We start from the raw sequence: 26310 nt of genomic DNA on the forward strand, positions 1-26310 counted from the left end.
ATTCGAAGGATGCTTGTCAGCGGGCAGTATGGCAATAAGCTATAGGCAGCGCGAAATCCGTCCTGTATGCGATTGAGTTGCCGTTACAAAGCGATGGCCGCGGCTGAAGTTTGAGGAGAGCGATATGGGCATGATGAACACCAGCGAAACCCTCGACGAAAAGGCGATTATCGCTGCGGCCGAAAAGGCGCTGTCGGATATTGCGGCCATAAGGGCGGAAGTTTCCAAGGTTATCTTCGGTCAGGAGAAAGTGGTACAGAACACGCTTCTCGCCATTCTCTCCGGCGGTCATACACTGCTTGTGGGCGTGCCGGGGTTGGCCAAGACAAAGCTGGTCACCACGCTCGGCACGGTCCTCGGCCTTGATGCAAACCGTATTCAATTTACGCCGGATCTGATGCCATCGGATATTCTCGGCTCCGAAGTGATGGACCAGGACGAAAGCGGTCGCCGCTCGTTCCGCTTCATCAAGGGACCGATTTTCGGCCAACTGCTCATGGCTGATGAAATCAACCGTGCCAGCCCTCGCACACAGTCTGCGCTGCTGCAGGCCATGCAGGAATATCACATTACCGTCGCGGGCCAGCGCTTCGATCTTCCCAAGCCGTTTCACGTCCTCGCCACCCAGAATCCGCTGGAGCAAGAGGGCACCTATCCGCTGCCGGAAGCCCAACTCGACCGCTTCCTGCTTCAGGTCGATGTCGATTATCCTGATCTGGCCGCAGAACGTCAGATCCTGCTCGATACAACTGGCACGGCATCAGGCGAAGCCCGCCGCGTCATCGAGGCGGATCGACTAGTCGAGATCCAAACGCTCATTCGCCAGATGCCGGTCAGCGACAAGGTCGTTGACGCCATCCTTGCATTGGTGCGCTCGGCACGCCCCGGCCACGGCAACGCTTTGACGGATAAGAATGTGGCATGGGGCCCCGGCCCGCGCGCTGGTCAGTCGCTGATGCTGACTGCACGTGCGCGCGCGCTTTACGAAGGCCGCCTCGCACCGTCACTGGACGATATCTATGCACTGGCAGAGCCCGTTCTGGAACACCGCATGGCGCTGACTTTTGCGGCACGGGCAGAAGGCATGTCGGTACGCGATGTGATCGCCGGCCTCGTGGAACAGGCGAAAAACTGACCATCCGGTCACATAAGGAGTGCACGTGGCATCCATCGGCCAGATCGTAGAGCAGACGCACGGCAGTGACGTGCTTGCCCGTGCCCGACAACGCGCGGCCTTGGTTCCCGATTGCATGGTGGAGGCCAAGCGCATCGCCAATACCGTGACCGCCGGATGGCATGGCCGTCGCAAACGCGGCATCGGCGAAAACTTCTGGCAGTTCCGTCCCTATGCGGATGGCGAAAGCCTGTCTCGTATCGACTGGCGGCGCTCCGCCCGCGACGACCATACCTATGTCCGCGATCGGGAATGGGAAGCAGCGCACACCATCTGGCTCTGGGCTGATCTCTCGCCATCGATGATGTTCAAATCGACGCTTGGTTCCGTTTCCAAGGAAAGCCGTGCGCTTGTGCTGATGCTGGCGCTGGCGGAAATCCTGGCCCGGTCCGGCGAGCGTATCGGTTGCCCCGGCATTATGGAGCCAGTGTCGGCACGCAATGCCGCCGAGCGCCTTGCAACCGCCATCATGCACGCGCCTGCGACCACCGGCGTGCCCGACACTGCGATGATCCGTGGCTCCAGCGATCTTGTGGTGATCGGTGACTTTCTGGACGATGCGACAACCATCATGGAGCGCCTCTCGCCACTGGCCCGGCGCGGCATGCGAGGCCATGTGGTAGAAATTGCCGACCCTGCCGAAGAGGTCTTTCCATACAGTGGTCGCACCGAATTTTCCGACCCCGAAACCGGCGAGAAGCTGACATCCGGCCGCGCCGAAACCATTCGCGACGACTACACCCGCGCCTATCTCGCACGACGTGACGCGTTGTCGTCCTCACTTCGTCGTCTGGGCTGGAATTTCGTGTTCCACCGCACCGACCATCTCGCATCCGAAGCACTCGTAGCCATGCACATGTATCTGTCCGGCGCGCCGTCTACCGGCAAAAACGGAGGAAGGACATGAGCGCCCTGCCCTTCGTTTTTACCAGTCCCTTTATTCTCGTCGGCCTTCTGGCGCTCCCTGCCATCTGGTGGCTGTTGCGGTTGACACCGCCACGCCCGCAGGCGGAAGTCTTTCCGCCGCTGCGCATTCTCGCAACGGTGTTGAAGCGCGAGGAAACGCCCTCCAAAAGTCCTTGGTGGCTAACGCTTTTGCGCATGCTGCTTGCCGCTGCGGTTATTCTCGCGCTGGCCGACCCTGTCGTCAATCCACGGAACAACACACTGGCAGGCGACGGCCCGCTGGTGTTGATCGTGGACAATGGCTGGGCGGCGGCACCGGATTGGGACCGCCGCGTGCGGACCGCGCAGGCCCTGATCGGGGATGCAGAGCGAGCCGAACGCCCCGTCTCCATAACCTTCACAGCAGACCGGGACCATGATGCAGAACCGGGCACAACGGCTATCGCACTGGAAAAACTGGCTGCCGCCAAACCGCAACCCCTGGTGCCGGACCGCGTTCGCGCCGCCCAGGCCGTCAGCGAAGCCATGAATGGCGCAGCCGCAGGGACTTTGGCCTATATCACCGATGGCGTTGCAACCCCCGGCGACCAGACGGCGCTGAGCAGCCTTGCCGCCATGCAAGCCTCAGAATTTCGTGTGGTCGAGGGCGATGGCCAGGCCATAACTGCCATCACAGGCGCGGACAATGGCGCCGAAACCATGACCGTTTCTCTCTCCCGTCTCGATACAAGAAGTCCTGCCAGCCTCACGATCAACGCACAGGATAGTCAAGGCCGCATCCTCGCCAGCAACAGTGCAACCTTCGCCCCCGGTGCGGCGGAAACCACCGCTGTTTTGAGCGCGCCCTTTGAACTGCGAAACGACTTTGCCCGCCTCTCCGTTGACCGGCTGGCGACCGCAGGCTCGGTACATCTATTGGATGACGGGTTCCGACGTCGCCGTGTGGCGCTGCTGGCCGGCGAAACTGGCAACGATTTTCAGCCACTGCTCCAGCCGTTGTTTTATATCAGCCGTGCGCTTCAGCCCTATGTTGATCTGGTGCCGCAGCGACAGGCCGACCTCGCCGTTGCGATTCCTGAGCTTCTTCAATCCAATCCGTCTGTCATCGTCATGGCCGATATTGGTCGCCTTCCGCAGGAAACCTACGCGCCCATCCAGCGGTGGCTGTCGCGCGGCGGCACACTCATCCGTTTTGCAGGACCGCGCCTTGCCGCCGCCCCTGCCGATGACCCGCTGGTACCCGTGACATTGCGTCAGGGCGAACGCGCGCTCGGCGGTGCCCTGTCATGGGCAGAGCCTCAACCGCTCGCTGATTTCCCGAGTTTCGGCCCCTTTGCCGGCATGCCCAGAGCAGATGGCATCCAAATCAAGCGACAGGTTTTGGCCGAGCCGACACCCGATCTTGCTGAACGCACATGGGCAAGCCTTGCCGATGGCACACCACTGGTCACCACCCGCAATGTCGACGCAGGTCGCATTGTCCTGTTCCACGTCAGCGCAGAAGCCAGTTGGTCGGATTTGCCGATCTCCGGTCACTTCGTAGAAATGTTGCGCCGGATCGTTCAGCTTTCGCAAGTCGGTGGCTCGTCAGCATCTGCCAGTGCACCGGCCGCAGCTTTGTCGCCCTACCGCCTGCTGACGGCGACAGGTTCGCTGTCGCCAGACATCGGCGCCGCCCGCCCGCTGGAGACAAAACCCGGCCAACCACCGCGCGCCAGCTTCGACAATCCACCCGGTCTTTACGGCACGGAATCCGGTTTCGTCGCGCTTAACCTGTTGCCTCCGAATGCGACGCTCCGCCCGATCGACACTGCGCTGGCGGGGACGGCTATCACAAGGGAAGGTCTCGTTGGCGAGGCCGCGAGATCGCTCCGTCCTGCCCTGTTCATTGCGGCCCTTTTGATGCTCTTTGCCGATACGCTCATCATTCTCTTCATGAATGGCGTGTTTTCGCGCCTGCCACAGGGCCGTTCATTCGCTGCGGGGATACTACTCGCCTTTGCGGCAGGCCTGACGGTCGTCTCACCCCATACAGCCCGTGCTGACGATCCCAAGCCAGGTGACGAAGCTATTTTCGAGCGTCTGGATACGACACATCTTGCCTATGTCCGCACCGGTGAGGACGATGTCGACCGCGTCTCTGAGCAGGGGTTGCAGGGGCTGACCGAATTCCTGACATGGCGCACCACGCTGGAGCCAGGCCAGCCGGTGGGGCTGGATATCTCCAAGGACGAGCTATCCTTCTACCCGATCATCTACTGGCCGATCTCGGCAACTGCGCCGATGCCGTCGACTGCTGCCATCTCCCGTATTGACGCTTACATGCGCGCAGGCGGGACAGTGCTGTTCGATACACGCGACCAGTTCTCGTCTGCCGACAACATGGGCGGCACCAGCGCCAGTGGTCAACGTCTTCAGGAAATCCTCGCCAATGTCGATATTCCACCACTCGAACCCGTGCCGAAGGATCATGTCCTCACGCGCTCCTTTTATCTGCTGAACAATTTTCCCGGCCGCTATGCGGGCAGTCCGCTTTGGGTGGAATCTCGACAGGATGCCGCAAAGACGACCTCCGGCATTTCATCGTCCGGCGATGGCGTATCGCCCATCATCATCACCGGAAATGATTTAGCAGGCGCATGGGCAATCGATGCCAATGGAGCACCGGTGCTGCCAACCGTGCCACCCGATGAGGTGCAGCGCGAGCATGCCTTCCGCACCGGCGTCAACATCATGATGTATATGCTGACTGGAAACTACAAAGCCGATCAGGTGCATGTGCCCGACATCCTCCAGCGGTTGGGGCAATAGCATGACACTGACCTTCGCTCCCTTCCTGCCGTGGATCGCGATTGGCATTCTCGCTGCCGCCGCTTTCGTGCTTGCCATCATCGGTCTTTGGCGCGGTGTGCGCGGCGCATGGTTGCGCGGTTTGGCACTGGCTGCCCTCTTGCTGGCGATCTGCAATCCGCTTCTGACGAATGAGGAACGCGATCCGCTTTCCACCATTGTTCCTGTGATCATCGACCGCTCGCAGAGCCAGGATGTACAGCAACGCCCGGCGCAGACCGATCAGGCATTGGCGACATTGAAGGAGCGCCTCGCCCGCTTCCCACGCATCGAACCACGGATCGTGGACGTCGAGAACGACGCAAACAGCGATGCCCCGGCCACCAATCTGTTCTCATCGCTGGCAGCAGCCGTGTCGGACGTTTCGCCATCACGTGTCGGCGGGGCCATCTTTCTCAGCGATGGTCAGATCCACGACATTCCGAACGTCACGACCAATATCGAGCAGACACTGGGCTTCAAGGCCCCCATACACGGCCTGATCACCGGTCGTGCGGATGAGTTCGACCGGCGCATCGAAGTGGTCCGCGCACCGCGCTTCGGCATTGTCAACGAGCAACAGGAATTGACACTACGCGTCTTCGATGATGGCCGCTCTCAGGGCGGTCAGGCGGAAGTCACCGTGAAGATAAACGGCGAGGAGATCGCAAAGCTCGACGCCACGCCCGGCCAGCCGCTTCCCTTCAGCTTCAAGGTTCCACGCGGCGGCAACAACGTCATGGAATTTTCCGTGGCAGAACTCTCAGGTGAAGTCACCGCCAGCAACAATCGCGCTGTCCACGTCATCGAAGGCATTCGTCAAAACCTGCGTGTCCTCCTCGTGTCCGGCGAACCCCACGCCGGGGAGCGTGCATGGCGCAATCTGCTGAAATCCGACACGTCCGTGGATCTTGTGCATTTTACCATTCTACGCCCGCCCGAAAAGCAGGATGGTACACCGATCAACGAGCTGTCACTGATCGCTTTCCCGACGCGTGAGTTGTTCGTGGACAAGATCGAGGACTTCGATCTCATTATCTTTGATCGTTACCAGCATCGCGGCGTGCTGCCGATCCTGTATTACGATTACATCGCCCAATATGTTGAAAAAGGTGGCGCGCTGCTGATTGCCGCAGGTCCCGAGCATGCGGGGCAGGACTCGATTGCCATGACGCCGCTCGCATCCGTTCTGCCTGCACAGCCGACGGGCGAGATGCATCAGGCAGCCTTTTATCCGCGACTGTCGGAAGCGGGCAAGAAGCACCCGGTCACGCGCGGCCTTGAAGGCTCAGGCGAAGAGCCACCGCGTTGGGGCCGTTGGTTCCGAACTGTCGGTGTTGAGCAACCGCAGGGCCAGACCGTGATGCTGGGCGACGGACAGGACCCGCTTCTTGTTCTGAACCGTCAGGGCGAAGGTCGTGTCGCAATGCTGCTCTCCGATCAGGGCTGGCTCTGGGCGCGTGGCTTTGAAGGGGGTGGTCCGCATGCGGGCCTCTACCGACGCATCGCCCATTGGCTGATGAAGGAGCCCGAGCTTGAAGAGGAGGCACTGACAGCCCGGGCCAATGGTCGTACACTGGACATCACGCGACAGACCATTGGCGACAACCCCGGTGATGCGATCGTCAAGTTTCCGACTGGTAGAACCGAAACGATGGCGTTCACGCAAACGGAGCCGGGTCTTTACAAAATCGAACGCCGCATGGACGAGACCGGCCTCTACGAAATCACCAATGGCGATTTCACCACCCTGGTGCATGTCGGTGCGGTCGATGCACCCGAATTCAAGGCCATGATCTCCACCACGGAACCATTGAAGCCTGTCGTCGACGCGACCAAGGGGAGCATTCATCGTGTCGTCAATGACGACGGCCGCGTCGTTCTGCCCGACATCCTACCTGTACGCGGCGATGTGCGGGTGGCGGATAATGACCGGATGCTGATTCGTCTGACGGATGAGACAGTCCTGAAGGGTGTCAACACGCTGCCGCTCTTTGCCGGGTTCGCAGGTCTGGCCGCACTGCTCATGGCGTTTTCGGCGCTCTGGTGGCGTGAAGGCCGATAATGGAACCCATTATCACCATCAGCACCGCTACGGAAAAGGATAGCGAAGCAGCGATATTTGCGGCACTGAAAGCCTACAACCTTGATCGTTTCGGCCCCAGCGACTGGCAGGAACTCACCATCTCATTGAGGGACGAAGACGGCAAAGTCACCGGCGGCCTTTGTGGCCACACCGCCCGAGGCTGGCTCTACACCAGTCTGCTGTTCATACCGGAAGACATCCGCAGCCAAGGTCTTGGTACCAGACTGCTCGCGATGGCCGAGGACGAAGCCCGCAAACGCGGCTGCAAAGGCGCCTATATCGATACGATGAGCCCGGATGCGCTGGCCGTGTATCAAAAATGCGGTTATGAAATCTTTGGCCAGATCGAGGATTTCAGTGACACTGTTTCGCTGAGTTATTTGAAGAAATCATTTTTCTGATCACGCTCAAACTTGCCTGTCCAAGGCTCACGACGCAGAATAAAAGCTGCCGCAAGTGACGGCTGCTTCTTATGCATTCACTCGACGTTAGGACAAAGCCATCAGCCCGTTGCAAGAAGAAGCGCGGGAAAAACCGGATCCATGACGGTCGTTTCTTGGCAATTCCGCCACGCGATCTTGCCTTTTAGCCGCTGATGCGCATCGGCAGCCAACGGCACGACAAGGACCCGGTTCAGATCCACCGGACCGGGGAAATCCAGCGCGCCATAAGCCACCTTCTCGAAACCGAGCGGCATGTAGTATGGCGGATCGCCTATGAGGATGACGCCTTCCGAGCCCTTGCGCTTGGCGGCGGCAATCGCGATCCTGACAAGCTCGCGCCCGATGCCGAGGTTCTTGTGAGAAGGCCGCACGGCGAGAGGCCCGAGCATGTGCCCTTTGACGCCGCCCGCCAGAACTGGTGTCATGCGAACAGACGCAATCGTCTCTCCGTCATCGGCGCAGATATAGGAAATGGAACGGTCGTGTGGTCCTTGCTCACGGATCCGCGCCGCAGCGCGTGTATGCCGGCCAGGGCCAAAAGCTTCAGCGTTGATAAGTTCGATGATGGCGTCATGAGACGCGTCTTCGGTGAGGTAGACCAGTTCGTGCTTGGACATGAAGGGACCGGAACGTTGAAATACGGACATGACGATGTGACGGCTGCGCCGGTTAAGGCGTTTGGAGCGTCAGCGTCGTCGGAGCATCCGTGTTGCGGTCATAAATCAGAATTCCCTCAGATTTGTGATCAAGGCGGATATCAGGAATATTTCCGTCCGTCCAGAACAAATCCTTCATACATGTCATTGACGCCTTGATTGCACAATACGAAACGCACTGTTCACTGCCTTTTGGGGTTCGCCTGGGAGGGTCCATGTCCTACAGTGCGATTTAACAGTTAAAGGAGTGATGCGGATGGGTATGTTGGTGGAAGGTGTCTGGAAAGACGTCTGGTATGACACGAAGGAAACCAAGGGCCACTTCAAACGCAGCGCCTCGCAATTCCGCAACTGGGTAACCTCAGATGGTGAGCCTGGCCCTTCCGGCAAGGGCGGTTTCAAGGCTGAGAAAGACCGCTATCATCTGTATGTATCCCTCGCCTGCCCCTGGGCGCACCGCACGCTGATCTTCCGCAAATTGAAAAAGCTCGAGGACCTTATTTCCATCTCTGTAGTCGATCCGCTGATGCTGGAAAACGGCTGGGAATTCAAGGCGGATGACGCACGCACCCCCGGCGCGACGGAAGACCATCTTTTCGGCTTTTCCGCGATGTGGCAGGTCTACACGAAAGCGGACCCACATTATTCCGGCCGTGTCACGGTGCCGGTGCTCTGGGACAAGCAAAAAGACACGATCGTCTCGAATGAATCGGCTGATATCATCCGCATGTTCAACAGCGCCTTCGACGCTCTGACAGGATCCCAGGCCGAATACTATCCCGAACCACTTCGCGCCGAGATCGATATGTTGAATGAACGCATCTATGACACCGTCAACAACGGCGTCTACAAGGCAGGCTTTGCGACCACCCAAGAAGCTTACGAGGAAAGCGCAACCAAGATCTTTGAAACGCTGGACGTTTTAGAAGATCAACTGAACAACAAACGCTTCCTGCTGAGCGCGCAACAGACGGAGGCTGACTGGCGGCTGTTCACAACACTGGTGCGGTTCGATCCGGTCTATGTCGGTCATTTCAAATGCAACATCCGCCGCATCCATGACTACCCCAACCTGACAGGCTATCTACGCGATCTCTACCAGACACCCGGCGTGCCCGAGACGGTTGATATCCGACACATCAAAGACCATTATTACCGCAGCCACAAAACCATCAACCCCACCGGTATTGTGCCCATAGGCCCGGAGCTTGATCTGGACAGAGCGCATGACCGACAACGGCTGGGGTAAGCTACCACCAATGATCCGGTGCACCGTTTCCCGTCAGTTCCGCGAGGCGCCTGCGGGTGGCGGGCGTCGTACCCGCTGGTAACGCATCCAGCGGAAAAAATCCGCTTTCGCTGATTTCGCGGTCTGGCACCTTTGCGGCGGTCTGGGCCACCTCAAGGCGATAAAACAGCACATGGTCGCGGTTGCTTGTGCGATTGTTGAAATAGACGTGGACAAGTTGCGGCGTGGATGTCGCGACGAGGTTGCCCTCCTCGCGGATTTCCTTGTGCAATGCCTGGAGCGAGGTCTCGCCGCGCTCGACGCCGCCGCCGGGTAGATGCCAGCCTGGAATGTACGTGTGCCGCACCAGAAACAGTCGGCCCTGCGCATCAAAACAGGCACCACGAACGCCAAGCGTCATTCCCCGACTTAAAAAGAAGTACGTGTGCAACAGGCGTTTGGCGATATTTCGAAGAAACTGCCGGAACCCTTCGCGCCGCCCAAGGTTTTCGTTCACGTTTCAACTCTCCGTCAACTGGTAGAGGATAAACCAGATACTGCTTCACACGTCGACGTTCAGCGCTCATCCCTTTGAAATATCGAGATTTCGCATTGTACGCGCCAACATGGATAGATTATGTCTGAACGCATGTTCAAACTCGCTCATATTTCCGACATCCATCTCGGACCGCTGCCCAAACTCACTTTCCGTGAACTTGCGTCAAAGCGTATCCTTGGCTTTGTGAACTGGCGTCTCAACCGCCGCAAGCACCTTTTCAGCGATACGCTGGAAAAGGTCGTGGACGATATGGAAAGCAAAGCGCCTGATCACATCGCAATCACCGGCGATATGGTCAACTTGGCGACCGGCATCGAAATCCGCGCAGCAGCCGATTGGCTCGAGGAAATCGGCGACCCGCTGAAGGTGTCCGTGGTGCCAGGCAATCATGATGCCTACGTCCCAGGCGCACATGACAAGGCCATGGCCGCTTGGTACCCGTTCGTTCGCGGTGATGGCGATGCAGAACATTGGGATGAAGATCGAAAGATATTCCCTTACATGCGTGTGCGTGGCCCCGTCGCCATGATCGGCTGTTCGACATCGATCGCCACCCCGCCCTTTTCGGCTACGGGATATTTCGGCCGCAGACAGGCTCGCGCGACGGCGGAGTTGTTGCGCCAGGCGGGCGAGCAAGGCCTGTTCCGGGTGGTGATGATCCACCACCCACCCATCCGCGGCGCGGCATCCACCCACAAACGGATGATCGGCATTCGACGCTTTGCCGCAGCCATAGGCACAGGCGGTGCAGAACTCGTGCTTCACGGCCACACGCATCTCAACACCGTCTACTGGCTGACCACGCATCGGGGACGCGAGCACACACCGGTGGTCGGCATCGCATCCACAAGCCAGGGCCCCGGTGGCAAGAAGCCCCGGTCGGCGTATAATTTGTTTCACATCGATGGCGGCCCCGGCACATGGAACGTAACGTGCGAACGCTTTGGCCTTAATGAAAGAGGCACCGGGGTGGAGCTTGAGGATGTGCGTGTTTTCTACACCAACGGTCGCCCTCTCGGCTTCAGCAACCCCGTGGAGCAAGGTGACGAGGAATAGGACGGGCGGATTTTTTTTCAAAACCAACGGATCTGGTTCAACGCCGTCATGCTCAAGATGCATCTGAGCATGACGGTTCACTTCCGGAGTGCTTTCGCTCTCGGTTCTAACGCTTTGCAGCCCGCTCATTCAACACGCGGTTGGCAGCAGAAACAATAGCCTCGAGCGAAGCAGCAACAATGTTGGTGTTGACGCCCGCACCGAAGAGCTTTCCGCCGGGATGCTCCATCTCGACATAGGCAATGGCCGACGCGTTGGAGCCGTGTTGCAGCGAATGTTCGGAATAATCGTTCACCGACAGGTCGATGCCGAGGTAGGTGGAGAGCGCGTTGATAAAGCCATCGATGGGGCCCGTGCCCTTGCCTTCGATACGTTTGATCTCACCATTGTCGGTAATCTCGGCGGCAACCACGCGCACGCCCTTATAGTCCCCCGCCGGATAGGTGTGGTGATCCACGAACTTGATGCGGGCATTCGGCTGCGTGACATATTGCTCGATGAAACGCTCATATATGCGCTTGGCGGGCAACTCTACGCCCTCCTCATCGGTGATGCGCTGAATTTCCTCACGGAACTCCATCTGCAGATTGCGCGGCAGGTTGATGCCGTAATCCTGTTGCAAAATATAGGCGATGCCGCCCTTGCCGGACTGCGAGTTGATGCGGATGATTGCCTCATAGGAACGGCCAACGTCCTTAGGATCGATCGGCAGGTAAGGCACTTCCCACACCGGATGGTTGGCAACCTTGATCGCCTTCATGCCCTTGTTGATCGCATCCTGGTGCGAGCCGGAAAACGCCGTATAGACCAGCTCTCCCACATAAGGGTGGCGCTCCGGGATCGTCATCTCGTTGGAATATTCGTAGACCGATTTGATATGCTCGATATCGCGGCAATTGAGTTCGGGATCGACGCCCTGCGTGTACATATTCAGTGCCAGCGTAACCACGTCCACGTTGCCGGTGCGCTCGCCGTTGCCGAACAGCGTGCCTTCAACGCGGTCTGCACCTGCCATCAGGCCCAGTTCCGTAGCGGCGATGCCCGTACCACGGTCATTGTGCGGGTGCAGCGAAATGATGACATTTTCGCGGTTATCGATGTTGCGGCACATCCATTCGATTTGGTCGGCATAAATGTTTGGTGTCGCCATTTCCACAGTGGATGGCAGGTTCAGGATCAGCTTGTTCTCGGCCGTCGGCTTCACCACTTCAACGACAGCGTTGCAGATCTCCAAAGCCACCTCCAGCTCCGTTCCGGTAAAGCTTTCCGGCGAGTACTCGAAGCGATAACCGCCACCGGCCTTGGCCGCCATATCGGTGATCATCTTGGCGGCATCGACGGCAATCTGCTTGATACCCTGGACATCCTTGGCAAACACCACGCGGCGCTGCAACTCCGACGTGGAATTGTAGAAATGGATGATGGGGTTCTTGGCACCTTCCAGCGATTCAAACGTGCGGGTGATCAATTCCGGGCGGCACTGAACCAGCACCTGCAACGAAACATCTTCCGGCACACCGCCCTGTTCCACACACCAGCGGGCAAAATCGAAATCCGTTTGCGAAGCGGAGGGGAAACCGATTTCGATTTCCTTGAAGCCCATCTCCAGAAGCAGCTTGAACATGCGCGCCTTGCGGTCATGCCCCATGGGGTTGACCAGCGACTGGTTACCATCGCGCAAGTCCACCGAACACCAGATCGGTGCCTTGTCGATGGTCTTGGAGGGCCATGTGCGGTCCTTGATGTCGATGACCGGGTACGGGCGATACTTCACATTCGCGTCCGGCATGCCCTTGGAAATCCGAGAGGTCTTGGCGTCCATAATCTTGCTCCTTCCACGCATCGCGGGCTGAAAAGCCTCGGCTTCGATGCGCGCCCAAACGGGCCTTAAATCCAGTATGAAATGAGATTTCGAGTTGAGGAGCATTCGTGCCAGCGGACTTTCGGCCGCCGGGCGCTCCTCACTGGACCCGGCAACCGCGTGTAAGGTCGAGGCTAAGAAGCGAGAGTACACCGCATACGGAAGGCTTCACAGAAATCTGCGCGCTCATGCCGAAAATGGTTGCGATGCCGTTGGTCATACGAATCTTATAGGGGGCGGAATATTCAGTTGCAAGCGCATCTTTATTTTTTCGCGCGTTTCACGAAACGGGTCAGAGCCATCATCAACCCACCGCCCAGCAATCCCCAGAAGGCGCCGGAAATGCCGCCGAAGGACAAGCCCGATGCGGTGATGAGGAAGGTGATCGCGGCGGCTTCGCGGGTTTCAGGCTCCTTGAAGGCGGCAACGGCGGAGCCGGAGAAGGCCCCGACAAGGGCAAGCCCGGCAACCGCCTGAATGAGGATGGGCGGGGCCAATGCCACGAACGCGGTGACGACGCCCGCTAGAAGACCCAGAATGACGTAACCGACGCCACCGATCAGGGAGGCCCAATAGCGCCGTTTCGGATCGGCATGGGCGTCCTCACCCGCGCACATGGCCGCCGTTATGGCTGCAAGGTTGACGGCATGCCCACCAAACGGCGCTGACAGTAGCGAGAAAAAACCCGTAACGGCGAAGAGTTGCCCCGGCTTGGGGTCGTAATGATTAACCTTCAAGACCGCGATGCCCGGAATATTCTGGGAGGCCATGGTGACGATAAACAGCGGCAACGCAATCGACACCAACGCCTGAAGGTTGAACACCGGCATGACGAATTCCATCGGCGGCGTCAAAGATTGGACCACATTGTCGAGAGCGCCAGACGGTATCTCGACACCAAAAATCATCACCAGCACGAAAGCAACCAGTGCTGCCGGAACCGCCCAGAGCCGCTTGAACGCGCCAACCACGATCCATGCCAGAATGATCGGCAGACCAAGGGCTGCGTTGAAGCCGATGGCTTTGACGGGTGCAAAACACAGGCCGATGATGACGCCAGAGAGCATGGCATTGGCCAAGGGTGCGGGAATGGATGCGACCGCCTTGCCCAGTGGGCGAAAGAGGCCTGCAACGATGATTAGGGCAGCGCAAAGGATAAACGCCCCGACAGCGGCTGGAAATCCGCCTCCGATCACGCCTGTCGTCGCCAGAAGTGCTGCCCCCGGTGTGGACCATGCGATACTCACTGGCAGGCGGGTTATGGAGGACAGCACAATGGCGCAAATGCCCATCGACACCGAAAGCGCCATCAAACCGGACGCCGCCTCGAAGTCCGTCGCGCCGACGCCTTTCAGCCCCTGAAGGACAACGGCGAAGGAACTGGCGAAGCCAACGAAAGCGGTCAGGCACCCCATAAAAAGGGCTTGAACGGAAAAGTCTTTCAGCATGACGGAACTCTGGAGATTGATTATCAAAACGATCCCTACCCCAGATCAAAAAACAACCGCGCTGGCAAGGCGATGCCGCGCCGTTCGGTTACGCATCCAGGAACACGAAGGCAGGACCGTTCTATCTGATGCTGAGGACCACAGGTTTGACCGTACCATGTTGTTCTGACCATCAAGCGCATGTTAGGACGCCTGCAAACGAGACGATGAGAACCACCGATGCTTCCTTGGATAGAACTCGACCGCGCGGCCATTCCCGGTGATGGCACCGAACTGCGCCTTAAACAGCGCGGCCAGGAATTTTCCATCATGCTCGGGTCAAACGAACTGATGAACAGCCGTCTCAGCGGATCCGAAGAGGCTTTGGCGACATTGTCCTGCGAGCGCATTGCGGGTCGTCCCAACCAGAGTATCCTGATTGGCGGGCTGGGCATGGGCTTTACCCTGCGTGCAGCGCTGGGTGTGTTGCCACTCGATGCGCGCGTCACCGTGGCCGAACTGGTACCAGCCGTTGTCGAATGGGGGCGTGGGCCGATGGCGGATCTGCACAAGGGCACGTTGGATGATGCCCGCGTCGATATCCATGTCGGTGATGTCGGCGTGCTCATCCGCTCGAAAAAAGCTGCCTATGACGCCATTCTGCTGGATGTGGACAACGGTCCCGATGGCCTGTCGCGCCCCTCCAACGACAGCCTCTATGATAGCGAGGGTCTCCAGTCCGCCAGGGCCGCCTTGAGACCGAAAGGCTTGCTGGCAGTGTGGTCGTCAGGGCCGGACGCTGCGTTTACGCGCCGCCTGCGTCAGGCGGGTTTCGCGACAGATGCGATGAGTGTTCGCGCCAATGGCAAGCGCGGCGGTGCGCGTCATACGCTCTGGCTGGCCGGCAAAGCCTGACAGCTTTCAGCGTCGGGAGGTCGAGCGATCTCCCAATGCGTCCAGCGCATCAGCATTATCCCTGCCCCAGGCATAGAGCATTTCGACCGGTTCGACAAAACGGTTGCCAAGTGGGGTCAGGCGATATTCGACGGCGGGCGGTCTCGTCTCAAAGACATGGCGAGACACCAGCCCAGTGCGCTCCATTTCCTTCAACGTCTGCGTCAGCATTTTCTTGGATATGCCCGGCAGGCTTCTCTCCAGCACGCCTGTGCGCGCCGTACCCTCGTGAAGGGTGTGCAGCGTATGGAGAATCATGCTCGTCCATTTGGTAGAAAAGAGTTCCAGCACGCGTCTGGGCGCACAGTCCTCACGCCATTCTGCTTCGTGGCTTCCCGGCTTCATCGTGGTCACCTCTTGGTATCCATGTCCCCAACCAGTGCCGTCTACACGCAGCTACAAAGAAAGCCTAGTTATGTCTCAACAAAAAAGGAGAGAGATGATGGTGAAAAAGGCATTGGTTGTCGGTGCAAGCGGGATTGTCGGCAGCGCAACCGCAAATCTTTTGCTGAGCGAGGGCTGGACAGTCTACGGTCTTTCACGCCGCCCCACCGATCAGAACGGCGTTATTCCGGTTGCTGCCGATTTGCAGAACGCGGCCGATACGGCAAAGGCGCTCAACGATGTGCGGCCGGACGCCGTCTTCATCACCACATGGGCACGGCAGGACAGCGAAGCCGAAAACATTCGCGTCAATTCCGCCATGGTGCGCAATCTGCTGGATGGCTTGAGCCCAGGCAAATCAACGCGTCACGTGGCGCTGGTCACTGGCCTGAAGCACTATCTCGGACCATTCGAGGCCTATGGAAAAGGCACTCTGCCACAGACGCCGTTCCGCGAGGAACAGGGCCGTCTCGATGTGGAAAACTTCTACTATGCGCAGGAAGACGAAGTCTTTGCCGCAGCAGAGCGCGACGGCTTTTCGTGGAGTGTGCATCGTCCCCACACCGTGATCGGGCAAGCCGTGGGCAACGCAATGAATATGGGCACGACACTGGCGGTCTATGCAACCTTGTGCAAAGAAACCGGCCGCCCCTTCCGCTTCCCCGGCTCGGCTGCGCAATGGAACAGTCTGACGGACATGACGGATGCCAATCTTCTGGCCAAGCAATTGCTATGGGCGGCAGAAACGCCAGAAGCGAGGAACGAGGCATTCAACGTCGTCAACGGCGATGTTTTCCGCTGGAGCTGGATGTGGGGGCGTATCGCCGACTGGTTTGGCATTGAACCAGCGCCTTTCGATGGCACGGTCATGCCTCTTGAAGAGCAGATGAAAGATGATGCAAAGATCTGGAACGAGATTGCCCTGCGCGAAAATCTGGCCGAACCCGACCTCAGCCGCCTGGCATCACCATGGCACACGGATGCCGATCTCGGTCGTCCCATCGAGGTCGTGACCGATATAGGCAAGAGCCGCCGTTTGGGTTTCAAGGAATATCAACCGACAGACGATGCGTTTTTCGCTCTGTTCAAATCCTTGCGGGAAAGCCGTCTCATTCCTTGAGCTAAGGTCAATCCACATCGAACCCAACCGCATTGGCCTCGCCAATGCGGTTTTTTGTTTGACGCTGAGTCGACACCGCGACATAAACGCCCGGTAGAAAACTTTATTTATGGTTGCAAATAAGGTGTGGCCGCTGAACCAGTGGTGCCGGCGGACGAGCACTGAAGGGAACCGTCATGCGTATACTCTTCGTCAATCCACCCTACATCTCTCTCACCTCCCGTGGTGTTGGCCATCAGATCCCATTCGGCCTTCTTTGCGTCGCCGGACCTTTGATCGATGCCGGACATGAGTGCCGCCTGGTCGACGCGGAACGCCACCATATGACCGCAGATGAGATCGAAGAAGCCATAGTCGATTTCGCGCCGGATATGGTGATGACAGGGCACGCTGGCTCGACCCCTGCACATCCCGCCTGCATTCTCGTTCTCGATGCTGCCAAGCGCGCCTGTCCGCAAGCTTTGACGGTCTATGGCGGCGTCTACCCCACCTATCATGCGGCAGCCATCATGACGGGCGAACCGTCGGTGGACATCATCATCAAGGGTGAAGGCGAAGCGACCACCTTGGCGCTGGTGCAGGCACTCTCGGACGGCGTGTCACCCAGTACCGTTCCAGGCATTGTCTACCGGCAAGAAGGCGCTCATGTCGAAACCAGACCTGCCGCCACAATCAAGGACCTTAACGACTGGCGGATCGGTTGGGAGCTGATCGAAAACTGGGACCTCTATCAATGCTTTGGCATTGGTCGCGCAGCCATTGTCCAGTTTTCGCGTGGCTGTCCTCACCGCTGCAACTATTGCGGCCAATACCAGTTCTGGAGCCGCTGGCGGTATCGATCCCCCAAAGCGGTCGCCGCCGAAATCGCCTGGCTGCATCGCACCCACGGCATTTGCTTTGTAGACCTCGCCGATGAAAACCCGACATCCTCGAAACGGCTGTGGCGCGAATTCCTGGAGGCGCTGGTCGAAGAGAATGTTCCGGTGAGGCTGTTTGCAACGATCCGCGCGACCGACATCGTCCGCGATGCCGATCTCCTGCCGTTGATGAAGAAAGCGGGCATGATCTGTGTGCTGATGGGCATCGAGACCACGGATCCGACAACGCTTGCAGCCATCCGTAAGGGCTCAACCACAAGGGAAGACCAACAGGCGGTCGCGCTTCTGCGGCAACATGGCATTCTATCGATGCTCGGCCACATCGTCGGCTTCGAAGAAGAAAGGTTGGCTGATTACCTGCGTGCCTTGCGCCAGATCAGCCTCTACGACCCGGATTTACTGAATGCCATGTATCTGACGCCGCACAGCTGGTCCGACTGGACGGCGGAGAACGGCGAGCGCCGTGTCATCGAAACCGACCGCAGCAAGTGGGATTACCGGCACCAGTTGCTGTCGTCACGCCACCTGTCACCGGCCATGATCTTTGCGATGGTCAAATTGCTGGAGGTGGCCGTTCACTGTCGTCCGCGCGCGCTGTTGCGCATTCTGTTTCACCGCGATCGGGAGCTGCGCAGACATATGCGCTGGAGCTTCCGTTTCAGCTTCAGGGTATGGAGGGCGGAAATTGCAGAGTTCATTCGCCAGCCACCACCGAAGACGGGCCGGATGACGCTGGCCGAGTGGTTTGGCAAGGCGCAGGTCGCGCCCAAGCACGCTGAAGGTGCCAATGACACACATCGCGGGACCCTGGTTATCGAGACAACGGCAGCAGACATGAAGCAGGTAGGTGCATCGCAAAAATAAAAAACCCGCGCTGGCTCGAGACCGACGCGGGCTTGGAAATTCGACTGCTGAACTCTCAGAGTTCCGACTGGCTCTCAACGATACGACCAACCAGGCCGTATTCCTTGGCCTCTTCGCCACCCAGCCAGTAATCGCGATCGATATCCTTGGCGATCTTTTCTTCCGTCTGGCCGGTTGCCTTGGAGAAGATCGTGATCAGGCGCTTGTTCATCTTGATGATTTCGCGGGCCTGGATTTCGATATCGGATGCCATCCCACGCGTGCCGCCGGATGGTTGGTGAAGCAGGAAGCGGGTGTTTGGCAGGCAAAGACGACGCTCTTTAGGAACGCTCACATAGATCAGAGCGCCGGCAGACGCAACCCAGCCTGTGCCGATGATGTAGACCTTCGGCTTGATGAACTTGATCATGTCGTGAATGCTATCGCCGGATTCGACGTGACCGCCGGGCGAATTCACGTAAACGCGAATATCTTCGTCGCTAGCTGCGGCAAGAGCGACGAGCTGCGTGCAAACCTTCTGCGCTAATTCCTGCGTGATGCCGCCATAGATGAAGATCGAACGCGACTTGAAAAGATTCGCTTCCGTTTCCTTGCCGATCGGCAGTTCCTTGCTCTTGTCGTCTTCGTCTTCGTTCATGTGGCGGTCTCCAACGTATTTCATTACCTACCGGACATAGTGTGATTTGTTTCGTAAAACAATGAGCGAAAAAGACAAGGCGCCGAACTGCTTAATAAACAGGGCACCGTCAAATGACGCATGGACAGGCACTTTGTTACTGCGATATCGTTCGTTGTGGGGTTTTGTCCGGCGACCCAAGCGCCTCTTGCTCCATCTGTAAAATATTCGAGAGGGAACGATGTTCAAAAGACTTTCACTCACTGCCGCAACGCTTGGCCTTACTGCATTGCCGGCCTTTGCCCATCTCAATCCGGAAGAGCACGGATCCTTCATGGCCGGTCTTTCCCACCCGCTTTTTGGTGCCGATCATATTCTGGTCATGGTCGCCGTAGGCATCTGGGCATCGCAAATCGCCATATCGAAGGGTAAGGACGCAGCACTTCTCATTATCCCCGCTGCTTTCGTCGGCACCATGGCCATTGGCTTCCTGCTGGCGCTGGGTGGCATCCATCTGCCATTCGTCGAACCGGCTATTCTAGCCTCCGTCATTGCACTGGGCCTTTTGGTAGCCATGGCAACACGCGTCCCGATCAGCGTTGCAGCTGGGATTGTCGGCGTATTTGCCCTGTTCCATGGTCACGCACATGGTGGCGAATTGGGAAGCGCGGGCGCATTTCAATTCGGAGTCGGCTTCGTCATTGCAACAGCATTCCTTCACCTCGCAGGCGTTGCGCTGGGACTGGCCATTGCCAAACTCGGCGCGGTTGCCACCCGCGTCGTCGGCGGCATGACGGTTCTGGCGGGACTTTCGCTCGTTTTTGGCGGTTGAGCCCGAGAACTCCATCCTTACAAAAATGTAAGGATGGATCAGCTTTTAAAAGCCGAAATTGAACCCTAACTCCTTGGTGTGCGTTTCGCGACATGCCAAGGAGGCTACCAATGTCACCAGAAGAAACCCAACTGCTCAAATCCCTGTTCGACAGGGTCAAATCCGCGTCCTCCACTCCACGCGACACGGAAGCCGAAGCGCTGATCAATCAAGCCGTTCGGGACCAGCCCGCCTCCCCCTATTATCTTGCTCAAGCCGTCATCGTGCAGGAAAAGGGATTGGAGGCTGCGGCAGCGCATATTTGCGAGCTGGAAGACCGCATCCATCAGCTGGAAAGCGGCAACGCTGCACCGCAGCAGGCACAGCAGGGCGGTTTCCTCAGCTCGATTTTCGGTGGTAACCAGCAACAGGCAACGGCACCTCTCCCTAGCGCCTCTCCGAGCTATCGCAACGATACATCTGGACAGACACAGGGGCCATGGGGGCGAAACAAAAACGATGCCCCCCAGCCGACTGGACCCTGGAGCGGCCAACAGCCATCCGCATTCGGTCGCCCCAGCGGTGGCGGCGGCTTCCTCCAGGGTGCCCTGGGTGCCGCAGCCGGTGTGGCTGGCGGCATGCTGCTTGCCAATTCGCTGAGTGGTATTTTTTCCAACCATGTCGCATCGACAGGCTGGGGTTCCGCCGTGGGGGGAGCCGGAGCTGGCGCGGCTCCGGTCGAAGAAACCGTGATCAATAACTACTATGGCGATGACGACAAGCCACAGCAGGATGTGGCCAGCAATGAAGACGACACTGGCGCACAACAGGTGGATTACGACAACGGGAGCGACGATACGGACTTCGATTCAGGCGACGGCGGCTCGTTCGTGTAACGGCTGAAGGTTCGGGTCAGCCGCGACCGCGATAGGTCGCGACGCCCTGCTCCGGCAGCCAAACGCCGTCCGGTGGCGCACCCGTCTGCCAGAACACATCGATGGGAATGCCACCGCGTGGGTACCAATAGGCACCGATGCGGAGCCAATTCGGCTGCAAAAGATCGACCAGTCGCTTGGCTATATAGACCGAGCAGTCTTCATGGAAGGCACCGTGGTTTCGGAAAGCGTGCAGAAACAGCTTTAGCGATTTGGATTCAACGAGAAACTCACCCGGAATGTAATCGATGACGATATGGGCGAAATCCGGCTGTCCGGTCATCGGGCATAAAGACGTGAATTCCGGCGCGGTGAAGCGCACGACATAATCCGTTCCGGCATTGCCGTTCGGCACTTTTTCCAGAACGGCCTTTTCAGGACTTTCAGGGGAAGCGACTTGCGCACCCAGTTGCGACAGGCCGGATACATCCGTGACTGACATGGTTCAAACTCCTAGCTCTTGAAACTCTACCCGAACGCCATGCGCCTGTTCGCTCTCAGGCTCCACATGAATGGCCAGCACAGCACCTGGCACCGCTTCCTTTATGGCATCTTCCAGCCGGTCGCAAATATCATGTGCCGCGCCGACAGACATGGCAGATGGCACGACGACATGAAAATCGATGAAGGCAACCGCCCCTGCCCTGCGGGTTTTCAGATCGTGCACACCCAGCAGGCCAGCAGAATTCTCCGCAATCGCCCTCTTGATGACCTCATCTTCTTCCGGCTCCACCGCCCGGTCCATGAGACCGCCAAGTGAATGCATGATGACCTTGGAACCCTGAAACAGGATGTTGATGGCGACGACGAGGGCAAGAACCGGATCGAGAATGGCGTAACCCGTTGCAATCGCCAGTACGAGACCAATCAGGACACCGCCGGATGTGACGACATCCGACATGATATGGTGACCATCTGCCAGAAGCGCGGGTGAGGAATGTTTCTTGCCGACACGGATCAACACCGTAGCCCAGATACCGTTGAGAATGGCGGCAAAGGCATTGATGGCAAGGCCCAGCGCCGGGGCATCCGGCAAATGCGGGGCCATCAAGCCACCCCACGCCTCTTTCACGATCAGGAGGGCGGCTACGACGATCAGCACCCCCTCGACCACAGCCGACAGATATTCCGCCTTGTGGTGGCCGAACTGATGATCGTCATCGGCAGGCTTTTGCGCGTAGCGAATGACGAAATAGGCGATGAAGGCCGCAACGACATTGACCGTGGATTCGAGGCCATCAGACAGCAGCGCCACCGAACCGGTGACCCACCATGCCAGAAGCTTGAGGCACAGCACCGTAATGGAAAACGGGATGCCCCAAAACGCCAGTTTCCTGACGAGCGTGTTCCCCTGTTCGTTCATGACCTAACCCCGTGCGGATGCGAATGAATTGCAGAAATGGACCCCAAAACGCATGAACCGCGCGCACGGAGGTGTCCGTGCGCGCGGTTCATTTATGCGGCTTCTATGATTGAAAGTGACAGCTAGGTCAAGGGTTTGCGGCGGTCAATTTACCGCAGCGGCACACCAACACGGTCCACACTCTTGGATACGAGCACGACAATGGCAACGCCTTCGATATCTTTTGCAGCAACCATCCCGTCTTCGTTCAGTTGCTCGGGATACCGGCTGTCAACGGAATTGCCGCGATTGTCGCCAAGGACAAAGTAACGATCGTACGGAAGAGTGACTGGACCAAAGTCTTGAACGATTCCAGAGGTATTTCCATCCTGCAACGCGATCTCATAGGTCGCTCCCTCCGGCGTTGTTTCCCGGACGAGATTCAATGGACCCCACTCACTGTCAATCCCTTTGTTTTCACTTTTTTGTGTAAACTCCAACCCATTCACGAAGACCGCGCCATCGCGCATCTCTATTGTTTCTCCCGGAAGACCAATAAGCCTTGTCAGCGCAGACGTGACAGACGCCCCTCCAAACCGAGCCTTATGCACTATGAGATCGCCGCGTTTCAGCGGTTTGAAATCAACCGTCTGAATGCCTAGTGTTTCCTGCACGTAAACCGTTGGGTTCATTGACGACGATGGAACACGTACAGGCTTGATGCCGCAAAGATCCCGCCTCATTCGCGTTTCGTCACAATCACTTGGTAGTTGCTTTGCAAGACCCGCGATGGCTTGATCCGTCATTTTTTGTTTCAGAGCCTGATCAGAGGAAAACAGTCCTGCCTGTGCAAGCCATAACGGATAGATCGGAAGAAGAAGCGTCTTCGCTCCAGCCTCACGCTCATCAGCCCAAAGGGGCTGGATGCCGACAGCGAGCAACGTTGCCAACACTTGGAACTGCAATAGGATTTTACGCAAGCTCCTCATATCCCCGTTAAATTATTTCCGCTCACCGACATAAGACGATGAGAAAATTGACGCTACCAAATGCAATTTGTCAATTTCAAGAATGCGCGATGTTTCAGGGAGCTGGCGCAATGACTGAGAATGTTTCCGCGCCGTTGTGAAGCCGCAGCGACGTGGTGAGAAGCGGCGGCAGCGGCGTCCACCATCCGGTTTGCAGACCTGCGTATCGCAACGCCGCCGCCGTCCATGTGTTGCAGCCGAGCAAGGCATTGAAATATCCCTTCGCTTCGAAAAAGGCGTCGTCCCTGCCGTAAGATTGTCCGGGCAGCGGGATTGGCTTTTTCTGCGAATAGGTGAAGCTGCCGACGATGAAATCGATCAGCTTCCGATATTCATCAACCGAAAGATCAAGCGACGTGACACTTGCATCTGTCACAGGAATATCCCCTGCAAGTGCGACATGCATGACCGAATTGTCGAGTGTCAGACCTTTGAACAAAGGCAGCGGCTTCAGATCGGCCCATGTCGGCGTCTGCGTGTAGAAAGCTCGCCCACCCCAGCCGAAGACCAAGTATCGAACGCGGGGATCATCGATTTCCAGGTGTCCATCGCGCAGAAACCCGAACTGCGTCAGCAGTTCTGCGTCCAAAGGCAAGGCGATATCGGTGTGGATGGGATTGCTGAGGATCAGGACCCGGCGGGACGTGCCCTCCGCATTTGTCGAATGGTCGCCGATGATGGGCCGAGGCAACACGGTGCCGGCGACGATGCCAGTCAGGATCAGCGCCGTGGCGATGCAAAGATATTTGAAGACTTTCAACAGCATCATCCACGTGGTCTGGAAAACAGCGGCATCTTGTAACGCCGCTGTCAGTCTTTACGCACGTTAGGCCGCTTTGGTTTTCGCCTTGCGCACCAGATGCGTCACCACGTTTTCGATCATCCGCATGCCAGCATCGCCACCCAGTGTCATGATCGATTCCGGGTGGAACTGTACGGCAGCTATGGGATCCTTGGAATGTTCGATGCCCATGATCGTGCCATCTTCACTTTCTGCGGTGATGATGAAATCACGGTGGAGCGTTGCCGGGTCAGCGAAGATCGAGTGGTAACGACCAACGGTGACGTCTTTGCCCAGTCCAGAGAAGACGAGGCCCGGTTCCAGCACGCGGATGCGCGATGGCTTGCCGTGCATCGGGATGGCGAGATGGCGAAGCTCGCCGCCATATGCTTCCGCCAACGCCTGCAACCCAAGGCACACACCGAAGATCGGCAAATCACGCGAACGTGCAGCCTTGATCGTTGCCTTGCAATCGAAGTCGCTGGGATTGCCAGGCCCCGGAGACAGAACCACGAGATCCGGCTGCAAACGGTCGAAGACTTCGGCCGCGACTGGCGAACGCACGGTCGAAACCGTGGCACCGGTCTGGCGGAAATAGTTGGCGAGCGTGTGCACGAAACTGTCTTCGTGATCGACCAGCAGGATTTTCAACCCGGTACCGACCTTGGCGGAAGCCCGCTGCGTTGCCGCAGAGTTCTGCCCTTTCGCATCGCGGATAGCTGCAATCATGGCAGATGCCTTCAGTTCGGTTTCGGCTTCTTCTTCCTGCGGGTTGGAATCATTGAGCAACGTCGCCCCTGCCCGCACTTCCGCAATACCGTCCTTGATGCGAATGGTGCGCAACGTCATTCCAGTGTTCATATCGCCGTTGAAGCCAACCATACCAATGGCACCGCCATACCAGACGCGAGAGCTCTTCTCATGAGCCTCGATGAAGCGCATGGCCCACAGCTTCGGCGCGCCTGTCACGGTCACCGCCCACGCGTGTGACAGGAAGCCGTCAAACGCATCCATGTCGTCACGCAGGCGGCCTTCGATGTGGTCCACCGTGTGGATGAGGCGCGAATACATCTCGATCTGGCGACGACCGATGACTTTGACCGAGCCGGGTTCGCATACGCGGCTCTTGTCGTTACGGTCCACATCCGAACACATGGTGAGCTCAGATTCGTCCTTCTTGGAATTCAGCAGTTTGAGGATCTGCTCGCTATCGGCGATCGGGTCTTCACCCCGCTTGATGGTGCCGGAAATCGGGCACGTCTCGATGCGGCGACCGGAGACACGCACAAACATTTCCGGCGATGCACCCACCAGATATTCCTGATGACCGAGGTTGATGAAGAACGAATATGGAGATGGATTGATGGCTTTCAGGCGGCGCGAAATGGCCGATGGATTGCTGTCGCAACGCTCCATGAACTTCTGGCCAGGCACGACCTCAAACAGATCGCCGCGCCGGAAGCTTTCTTTCGCTTTCGTCACCAGCTGCGAATATTCGCCAGGGTGATGATCCCCGCGCGGGGGGATGCTGTCTGTCTTCACGAAGGGTTCCGGCGCGATATCCTGCGACTTGCCATGTGTTGTGATGCCATTTTTCTCGAAGTCATAACGGTCGATCCAGGCCTTTGCCTGATGGTGATCGACGACAAGGATTTCGTCCGGCAGAAACAGAACCATGTCGCGCTGGTCTTCCGGGCGCTCCAACGAGAGCTTGATGGCGTCGAACTGGAAGGCCAGGTCGTACCCGAAAGCACCGAACAAACCGATGGCCGCATCCGCGCTGGAGTAGAAGAGATCAACGATTGCCCGCAGGGCCGTAAACACGGTCGGGATTTTCGAGCGTTCTTCCTCGGTGAAGATACGGTCAGGCTCGTTGACGACGAGGTCCAGACGCTTCGATGTTGACGTCCCAAGCGTCAGATCCGGCGTGGCCTTCAGCTTCTCCGTAATGAGAGACAGCAACGCCTCACCACGACCGTTGTAGGCTTCGATCCACATCGTACGGCCGAAACAGGAAATGCCGAGCGGCGGGTCGATGATCGCGGTGTCCCAACGGGTGTAACGGCCAGGATACTCGTAGTTGGACGAAAACACGGCGCCACGACGTTCGTCGAGTCCGGTCACGTAGCTATCGATGGCCGTTGCGTAATCGGCAGCGCGACGCTGGCGCGTGACTTTGACCCCGCCTCTGGTCTCGTATGTTTCAGACCCGTCATCCTGAATAATTGTTACCATCTATTCTGCTTCCCGTTTCTAAAGCCCGATGACAGGCGGCATAACAACAAAAAAGCCGCCTGAAAATTCGGGCGGCTTGGACTTAGTCTAAGGACATGGGTGCTCAAGGCCGCGTTAAGCTGCCCCACCACCAGATT

General features: G+C 58.0%; 23 protein-coding genes. 12 read left to right on the plus strand and 11 right to left on the minus strand.

Going from position 1 to position 26310, the window contains the following annotated elements:
* Window positions 1-124: 124 nt before the first annotated feature.
* The 5 genes from EKM04_RS15745 to EKM04_RS15765 are packed head-to-tail and all read left to right on the plus strand — an operon-like array spanning window position 125 to window position 7396.
* A complete protein-coding gene (locus tag EKM04_RS15745; protein WP_183895222.1) occupies window positions 125-1135 on the plus strand; it encodes an AAA family ATPase in 1011 nt (336 codons plus the stop codon).
* A gap of 25 nt (window positions 1136-1160) precedes the next feature.
* Window positions 1161-2081, plus strand: a complete 921-nt coding sequence (locus tag EKM04_RS15750) for a DUF58 domain-containing protein (protein ID WP_174153656.1) — start codon at window positions 1161-1163, stop codon at window positions 2079-2081.
* Window positions 2078-4891 (plus strand): DUF4159 domain-containing protein, encoded by a 2814-nt coding sequence (locus EKM04_RS15755; protein ID WP_183895220.1) that lies wholly within the window; start codon window positions 2078-2080, stop codon window positions 4889-4891. The genes EKM04_RS15750 and EKM04_RS15755 overlap by 4 nt, the downstream gene beginning before the upstream one ends.
* A 1-nt stretch (window position 4892) precedes the next feature.
* Complete coding sequence (locus EKM04_RS15760) at window positions 4893-6974, plus strand: hypothetical protein (protein ID WP_183895218.1); 2082 nt, start codon at window positions 4893-4895, stop codon at window positions 6972-6974.
* The gene (locus EKM04_RS15765; RefSeq protein ID WP_183895216.1) at window positions 6974-7396 is read left to right on the plus strand and encodes a GNAT family N-acetyltransferase; all 423 of its coding nucleotides are present in this window, start codon (window positions 6974-6976) and stop codon (window positions 7394-7396) included. The genes EKM04_RS15760 and EKM04_RS15765 overlap by 1 nt, the downstream gene beginning before the upstream one ends.
* A 101-nt stretch (window positions 7397-7497) precedes the next feature.
* Here EKM04_RS15765 and EKM04_RS15770 read toward each other — a convergent pair whose 3' ends face one another.
* Window positions 7498-8055, minus strand: a complete 558-nt coding sequence (locus EKM04_RS15770) for a GNAT family N-acetyltransferase (protein WP_183895213.1) — start codon at window positions 8053-8055, stop codon at window positions 7498-7500.
* A gap of 295 nt (window positions 8056-8350) precedes the next feature.
* Between EKM04_RS15770 and EKM04_RS15775 the strand changes: the two genes are divergently transcribed.
* A complete protein-coding gene (locus EKM04_RS15775; protein WP_183895210.1) occupies window positions 8351-9343 on the plus strand; it encodes a glutathione S-transferase family protein in 993 nt (330 codons plus the stop codon).
* Between the two features lies 1 nt (window position 9344).
* Here EKM04_RS15775 and EKM04_RS15780 read toward each other — a convergent pair whose 3' ends face one another.
* Window positions 9345-9743, minus strand: coding sequence for an NUDIX domain-containing protein (locus tag EKM04_RS15780; RefSeq protein ID WP_183895670.1), 399 nt, complete (start codon window positions 9741-9743; stop codon window positions 9345-9347).
* 228 nt (window positions 9744-9971) lie between these two features.
* Between EKM04_RS15780 and EKM04_RS15785 the strand changes: the two genes are divergently transcribed.
* On the plus strand, window positions 9972-10937 hold the full coding sequence (locus EKM04_RS15785; RefSeq protein WP_174154083.1) for a metallophosphoesterase family protein: 966 nt from the start codon (window positions 9972-9974) through the stop codon (window positions 10935-10937).
* A 106-nt stretch (window positions 10938-11043) separates the two neighbouring features.
* Here EKM04_RS15785 and leuA read toward each other — a convergent pair whose 3' ends face one another.
* Window positions 11044-12759: a 2-isopropylmalate synthase gene (leuA, locus tag EKM04_RS15790; protein WP_183895208.1), complete on the minus strand. Its 1716-nt coding sequence runs from the start codon at window positions 12757-12759 to the stop codon at window positions 11044-11046.
* Window positions 12760-13061: 302 nt separating this feature from the next.
* Window positions 13062-14273, minus strand: a complete 1212-nt coding sequence (locus EKM04_RS15795; RefSeq protein ID WP_268842299.1) for a benzoate/H(+) symporter BenE family transporter — start codon at window positions 14271-14273, stop codon at window positions 13062-13064.
* A gap of 192 nt (window positions 14274-14465) precedes the next feature.
* Between EKM04_RS15795 and EKM04_RS15800 the strand changes: the two genes are divergently transcribed.
* Entirely contained in the window at window positions 14466-15140 is a 675-nt protein-coding gene (locus EKM04_RS15800) for a spermidine synthase (protein WP_183895204.1), read from the plus strand.
* 6 nt (window positions 15141-15146) lie between these two features.
* Here the strand turns inward: EKM04_RS15800 and EKM04_RS15805 are convergent, their stop codons facing one another.
* Complete coding sequence (locus tag EKM04_RS15805) at window positions 15147-15524, minus strand: winged helix-turn-helix transcriptional regulator (protein ID WP_183895203.1); 378 nt, start codon at window positions 15522-15524, stop codon at window positions 15147-15149.
* A 97-nt stretch (window positions 15525-15621) separates the two neighbouring features.
* Between EKM04_RS15805 and EKM04_RS15810 the strand changes: the two genes are divergently transcribed.
* Both EKM04_RS15810 and EKM04_RS15815 read left to right on the plus strand, forming a co-directional pair.
* Window positions 15622-16683 carry an SDR family oxidoreductase gene (locus EKM04_RS15810; RefSeq protein WP_183895201.1) on the plus strand — a complete coding sequence of 354 codons (1062 nt, stop codon included), beginning with the start codon at window positions 15622-15624 and terminating at the stop codon, window positions 16681-16683.
* 176 nt (window positions 16684-16859) lie between these two features.
* Window positions 16860-18425, plus strand: coding sequence for a B12-binding domain-containing radical SAM protein (locus EKM04_RS15815; RefSeq protein WP_183895199.1), 1566 nt, complete (start codon window positions 16860-16862; stop codon window positions 18423-18425).
* 55 nt (window positions 18426-18480) lie between these two features.
* Here EKM04_RS15815 and EKM04_RS15820 read toward each other — a convergent pair whose 3' ends face one another.
* Window positions 18481-19062 carry an ATP-dependent Clp protease proteolytic subunit gene (locus EKM04_RS15820; RefSeq protein ID WP_174153668.1) on the minus strand — a complete coding sequence of 194 codons (582 nt, stop codon included), beginning with the start codon at window positions 19060-19062 and terminating at the stop codon, window positions 18481-18483.
* Between the two features lie 220 nt (window positions 19063-19282).
* On the opposite strand from EKM04_RS15820, the gene EKM04_RS15825 reads away from it, so the two are divergent.
* Window positions 19283-19873 carry a HupE/UreJ family protein gene (locus EKM04_RS15825; RefSeq protein WP_183895197.1) on the plus strand — a complete coding sequence of 197 codons (591 nt, stop codon included), beginning with the start codon at window positions 19283-19285 and terminating at the stop codon, window positions 19871-19873.
* A gap of 110 nt (window positions 19874-19983) precedes the next feature.
* Window positions 19984-20748: a DUF2076 domain-containing protein gene (locus EKM04_RS15830; RefSeq protein WP_183895195.1), complete on the plus strand. Its 765-nt coding sequence runs from the start codon at window positions 19984-19986 to the stop codon at window positions 20746-20748.
* 16 nt (window positions 20749-20764) lie between these two features.
* Here the strand turns inward: EKM04_RS15830 and queF are convergent, their stop codons facing one another.
* From queF to EKM04_RS15855, 5 genes are all read right to left on the minus strand, one after another.
* The gene (queF, locus tag EKM04_RS15835; protein WP_174153671.1) at window positions 20765-21229 is read right to left on the minus strand and encodes a preQ(1) synthase; all 465 of its coding nucleotides are present in this window, start codon (window positions 21227-21229) and stop codon (window positions 20765-20767) included.
* 3 nt (window positions 21230-21232) lie between these two features.
* The gene (locus tag EKM04_RS15840) at window positions 21233-22150 is read right to left on the minus strand and encodes a cation diffusion facilitator family transporter (RefSeq protein WP_183895193.1); all 918 of its coding nucleotides are present in this window, start codon (window positions 22148-22150) and stop codon (window positions 21233-21235) included.
* 149 nt (window positions 22151-22299) lie between these two features.
* A complete protein-coding gene (gene lepB, locus EKM04_RS15845) occupies window positions 22300-23109 on the minus strand; it encodes a signal peptidase I (protein ID WP_183895191.1) in 810 nt (269 codons plus the stop codon).
* Between the two features lie 103 nt (window positions 23110-23212).
* Window positions 23213-23923: a TIGR02117 family protein gene (locus tag EKM04_RS15850; RefSeq protein ID WP_183895668.1), complete on the minus strand. Its 711-nt coding sequence runs from the start codon at window positions 23921-23923 to the stop codon at window positions 23213-23215.
* A 60-nt stretch (window positions 23924-23983) separates the two neighbouring features.
* Entirely contained in the window at window positions 23984-26173 is a 2190-nt protein-coding gene (locus EKM04_RS15855; RefSeq protein WP_183895189.1) for an anthranilate synthase, read from the minus strand.
* Window positions 26174-26310 lie beyond the last annotated feature (137 nt).

Source organism: Rhizobium skierniewicense Ch11 (assembly GCF_023757665.1).
Lineage (GTDB): Bacteria > Pseudomonadota > Alphaproteobacteria > Rhizobiales > Rhizobiaceae > Agrobacterium > Agrobacterium skierniewicense.

Excerpts from the sequence above, each read along its gene's own strand:
- EKM04_RS15855 (WP_183895189.1), bottom strand. The coding sequence starts at position 26,173 with ATGGTAACAATTATTCAGGATGACGGGTCTGAAACATACGAGACCAGA.
- EKM04_RS15755 (WP_183895220.1), top strand. The coding sequence starts at position 2,078 with ATGAGCGCCCTGCCCTTCGTTTTTACCAGTCCCTTTATTCTCGTCGGC.
- EKM04_RS15825 (WP_183895197.1), top strand. The coding sequence starts at position 19,283 with ATGTTCAAAAGACTTTCACTCACTGCCGCAACGCTTGGCCTTACTGCA.
- EKM04_RS15830 (WP_183895195.1), top strand. The coding sequence starts at position 19,984 with ATGTCACCAGAAGAAACCCAACTGCTCAAATCCCTGTTCGACAGGGTC.
- EKM04_RS15785 (WP_174154083.1), top strand. The coding sequence starts at position 9,972 with ATGTTCAAACTCGCTCATATTTCCGACATCCATCTCGGACCGCTGCCC.
- EKM04_RS15850 (WP_183895668.1), bottom strand. The coding sequence starts at position 23,923 with ATGCTGTTGAAAGTCTTCAAATATCTTTGCATCGCCACGGCGCTGATC.
- EKM04_RS15765 (WP_183895216.1), top strand. The coding sequence starts at position 6,974 with ATGGAACCCATTATCACCATCAGCACCGCTACGGAAAAGGATAGCGAA.
- EKM04_RS15840 (WP_183895193.1), bottom strand. The coding sequence starts at position 22,150 with ATGAACGAACAGGGGAACACGCTCGTCAGGAAACTGGCGTTTTGGGGC.
- EKM04_RS15775 (WP_183895210.1), top strand. The coding sequence starts at position 8,351 with ATGGGTATGTTGGTGGAAGGTGTCTGGAAAGACGTCTGGTATGACACG.
- queF (WP_174153671.1), bottom strand. The coding sequence starts at position 21,229 with ATGTCAGTCACGGATGTATCCGGCCTGTCGCAACTGGGTGCGCAAGTC.
- EKM04_RS15770 (WP_183895213.1), bottom strand. The coding sequence starts at position 8,055 with ATGTCCAAGCACGAACTGGTCTACCTCACCGAAGACGCGTCTCATGAC.
- EKM04_RS15815 (WP_183895199.1), top strand. The coding sequence starts at position 16,860 with ATGCGTATACTCTTCGTCAATCCACCCTACATCTCTCTCACCTCCCGT.
- EKM04_RS15800 (WP_183895204.1), top strand. The coding sequence starts at position 14,466 with ATGCTTCCTTGGATAGAACTCGACCGCGCGGCCATTCCCGGTGATGGC.
- leuA (WP_183895208.1), bottom strand. The coding sequence starts at position 12,759 with ATGGACGCCAAGACCTCTCGGATTTCCAAGGGCATGCCGGACGCGAAT.
- EKM04_RS15805 (WP_183895203.1), bottom strand. The coding sequence starts at position 15,524 with ATGAAGCCGGGAAGCCACGAAGCAGAATGGCGTGAGGACTGTGCGCCC.
- EKM04_RS15820 (WP_174153668.1), bottom strand. The coding sequence starts at position 19,062 with ATGAACGAAGACGAAGACGACAAGAGCAAGGAACTGCCGATCGGCAAG.
- EKM04_RS15810 (WP_183895201.1), top strand. The coding sequence starts at position 15,622 with ATGGTGAAAAAGGCATTGGTTGTCGGTGCAAGCGGGATTGTCGGCAGC.
- EKM04_RS15780 (WP_183895670.1), bottom strand. The coding sequence starts at position 9,743 with ATGACGCTTGGCGTTCGTGGTGCCTGTTTTGATGCGCAGGGCCGACTG.
- EKM04_RS15760 (WP_183895218.1), top strand. The coding sequence starts at position 4,893 with ATGACACTGACCTTCGCTCCCTTCCTGCCGTGGATCGCGATTGGCATT.
- EKM04_RS15745 (WP_183895222.1), top strand. The coding sequence starts at position 125 with ATGGGCATGATGAACACCAGCGAAACCCTCGACGAAAAGGCGATTATC.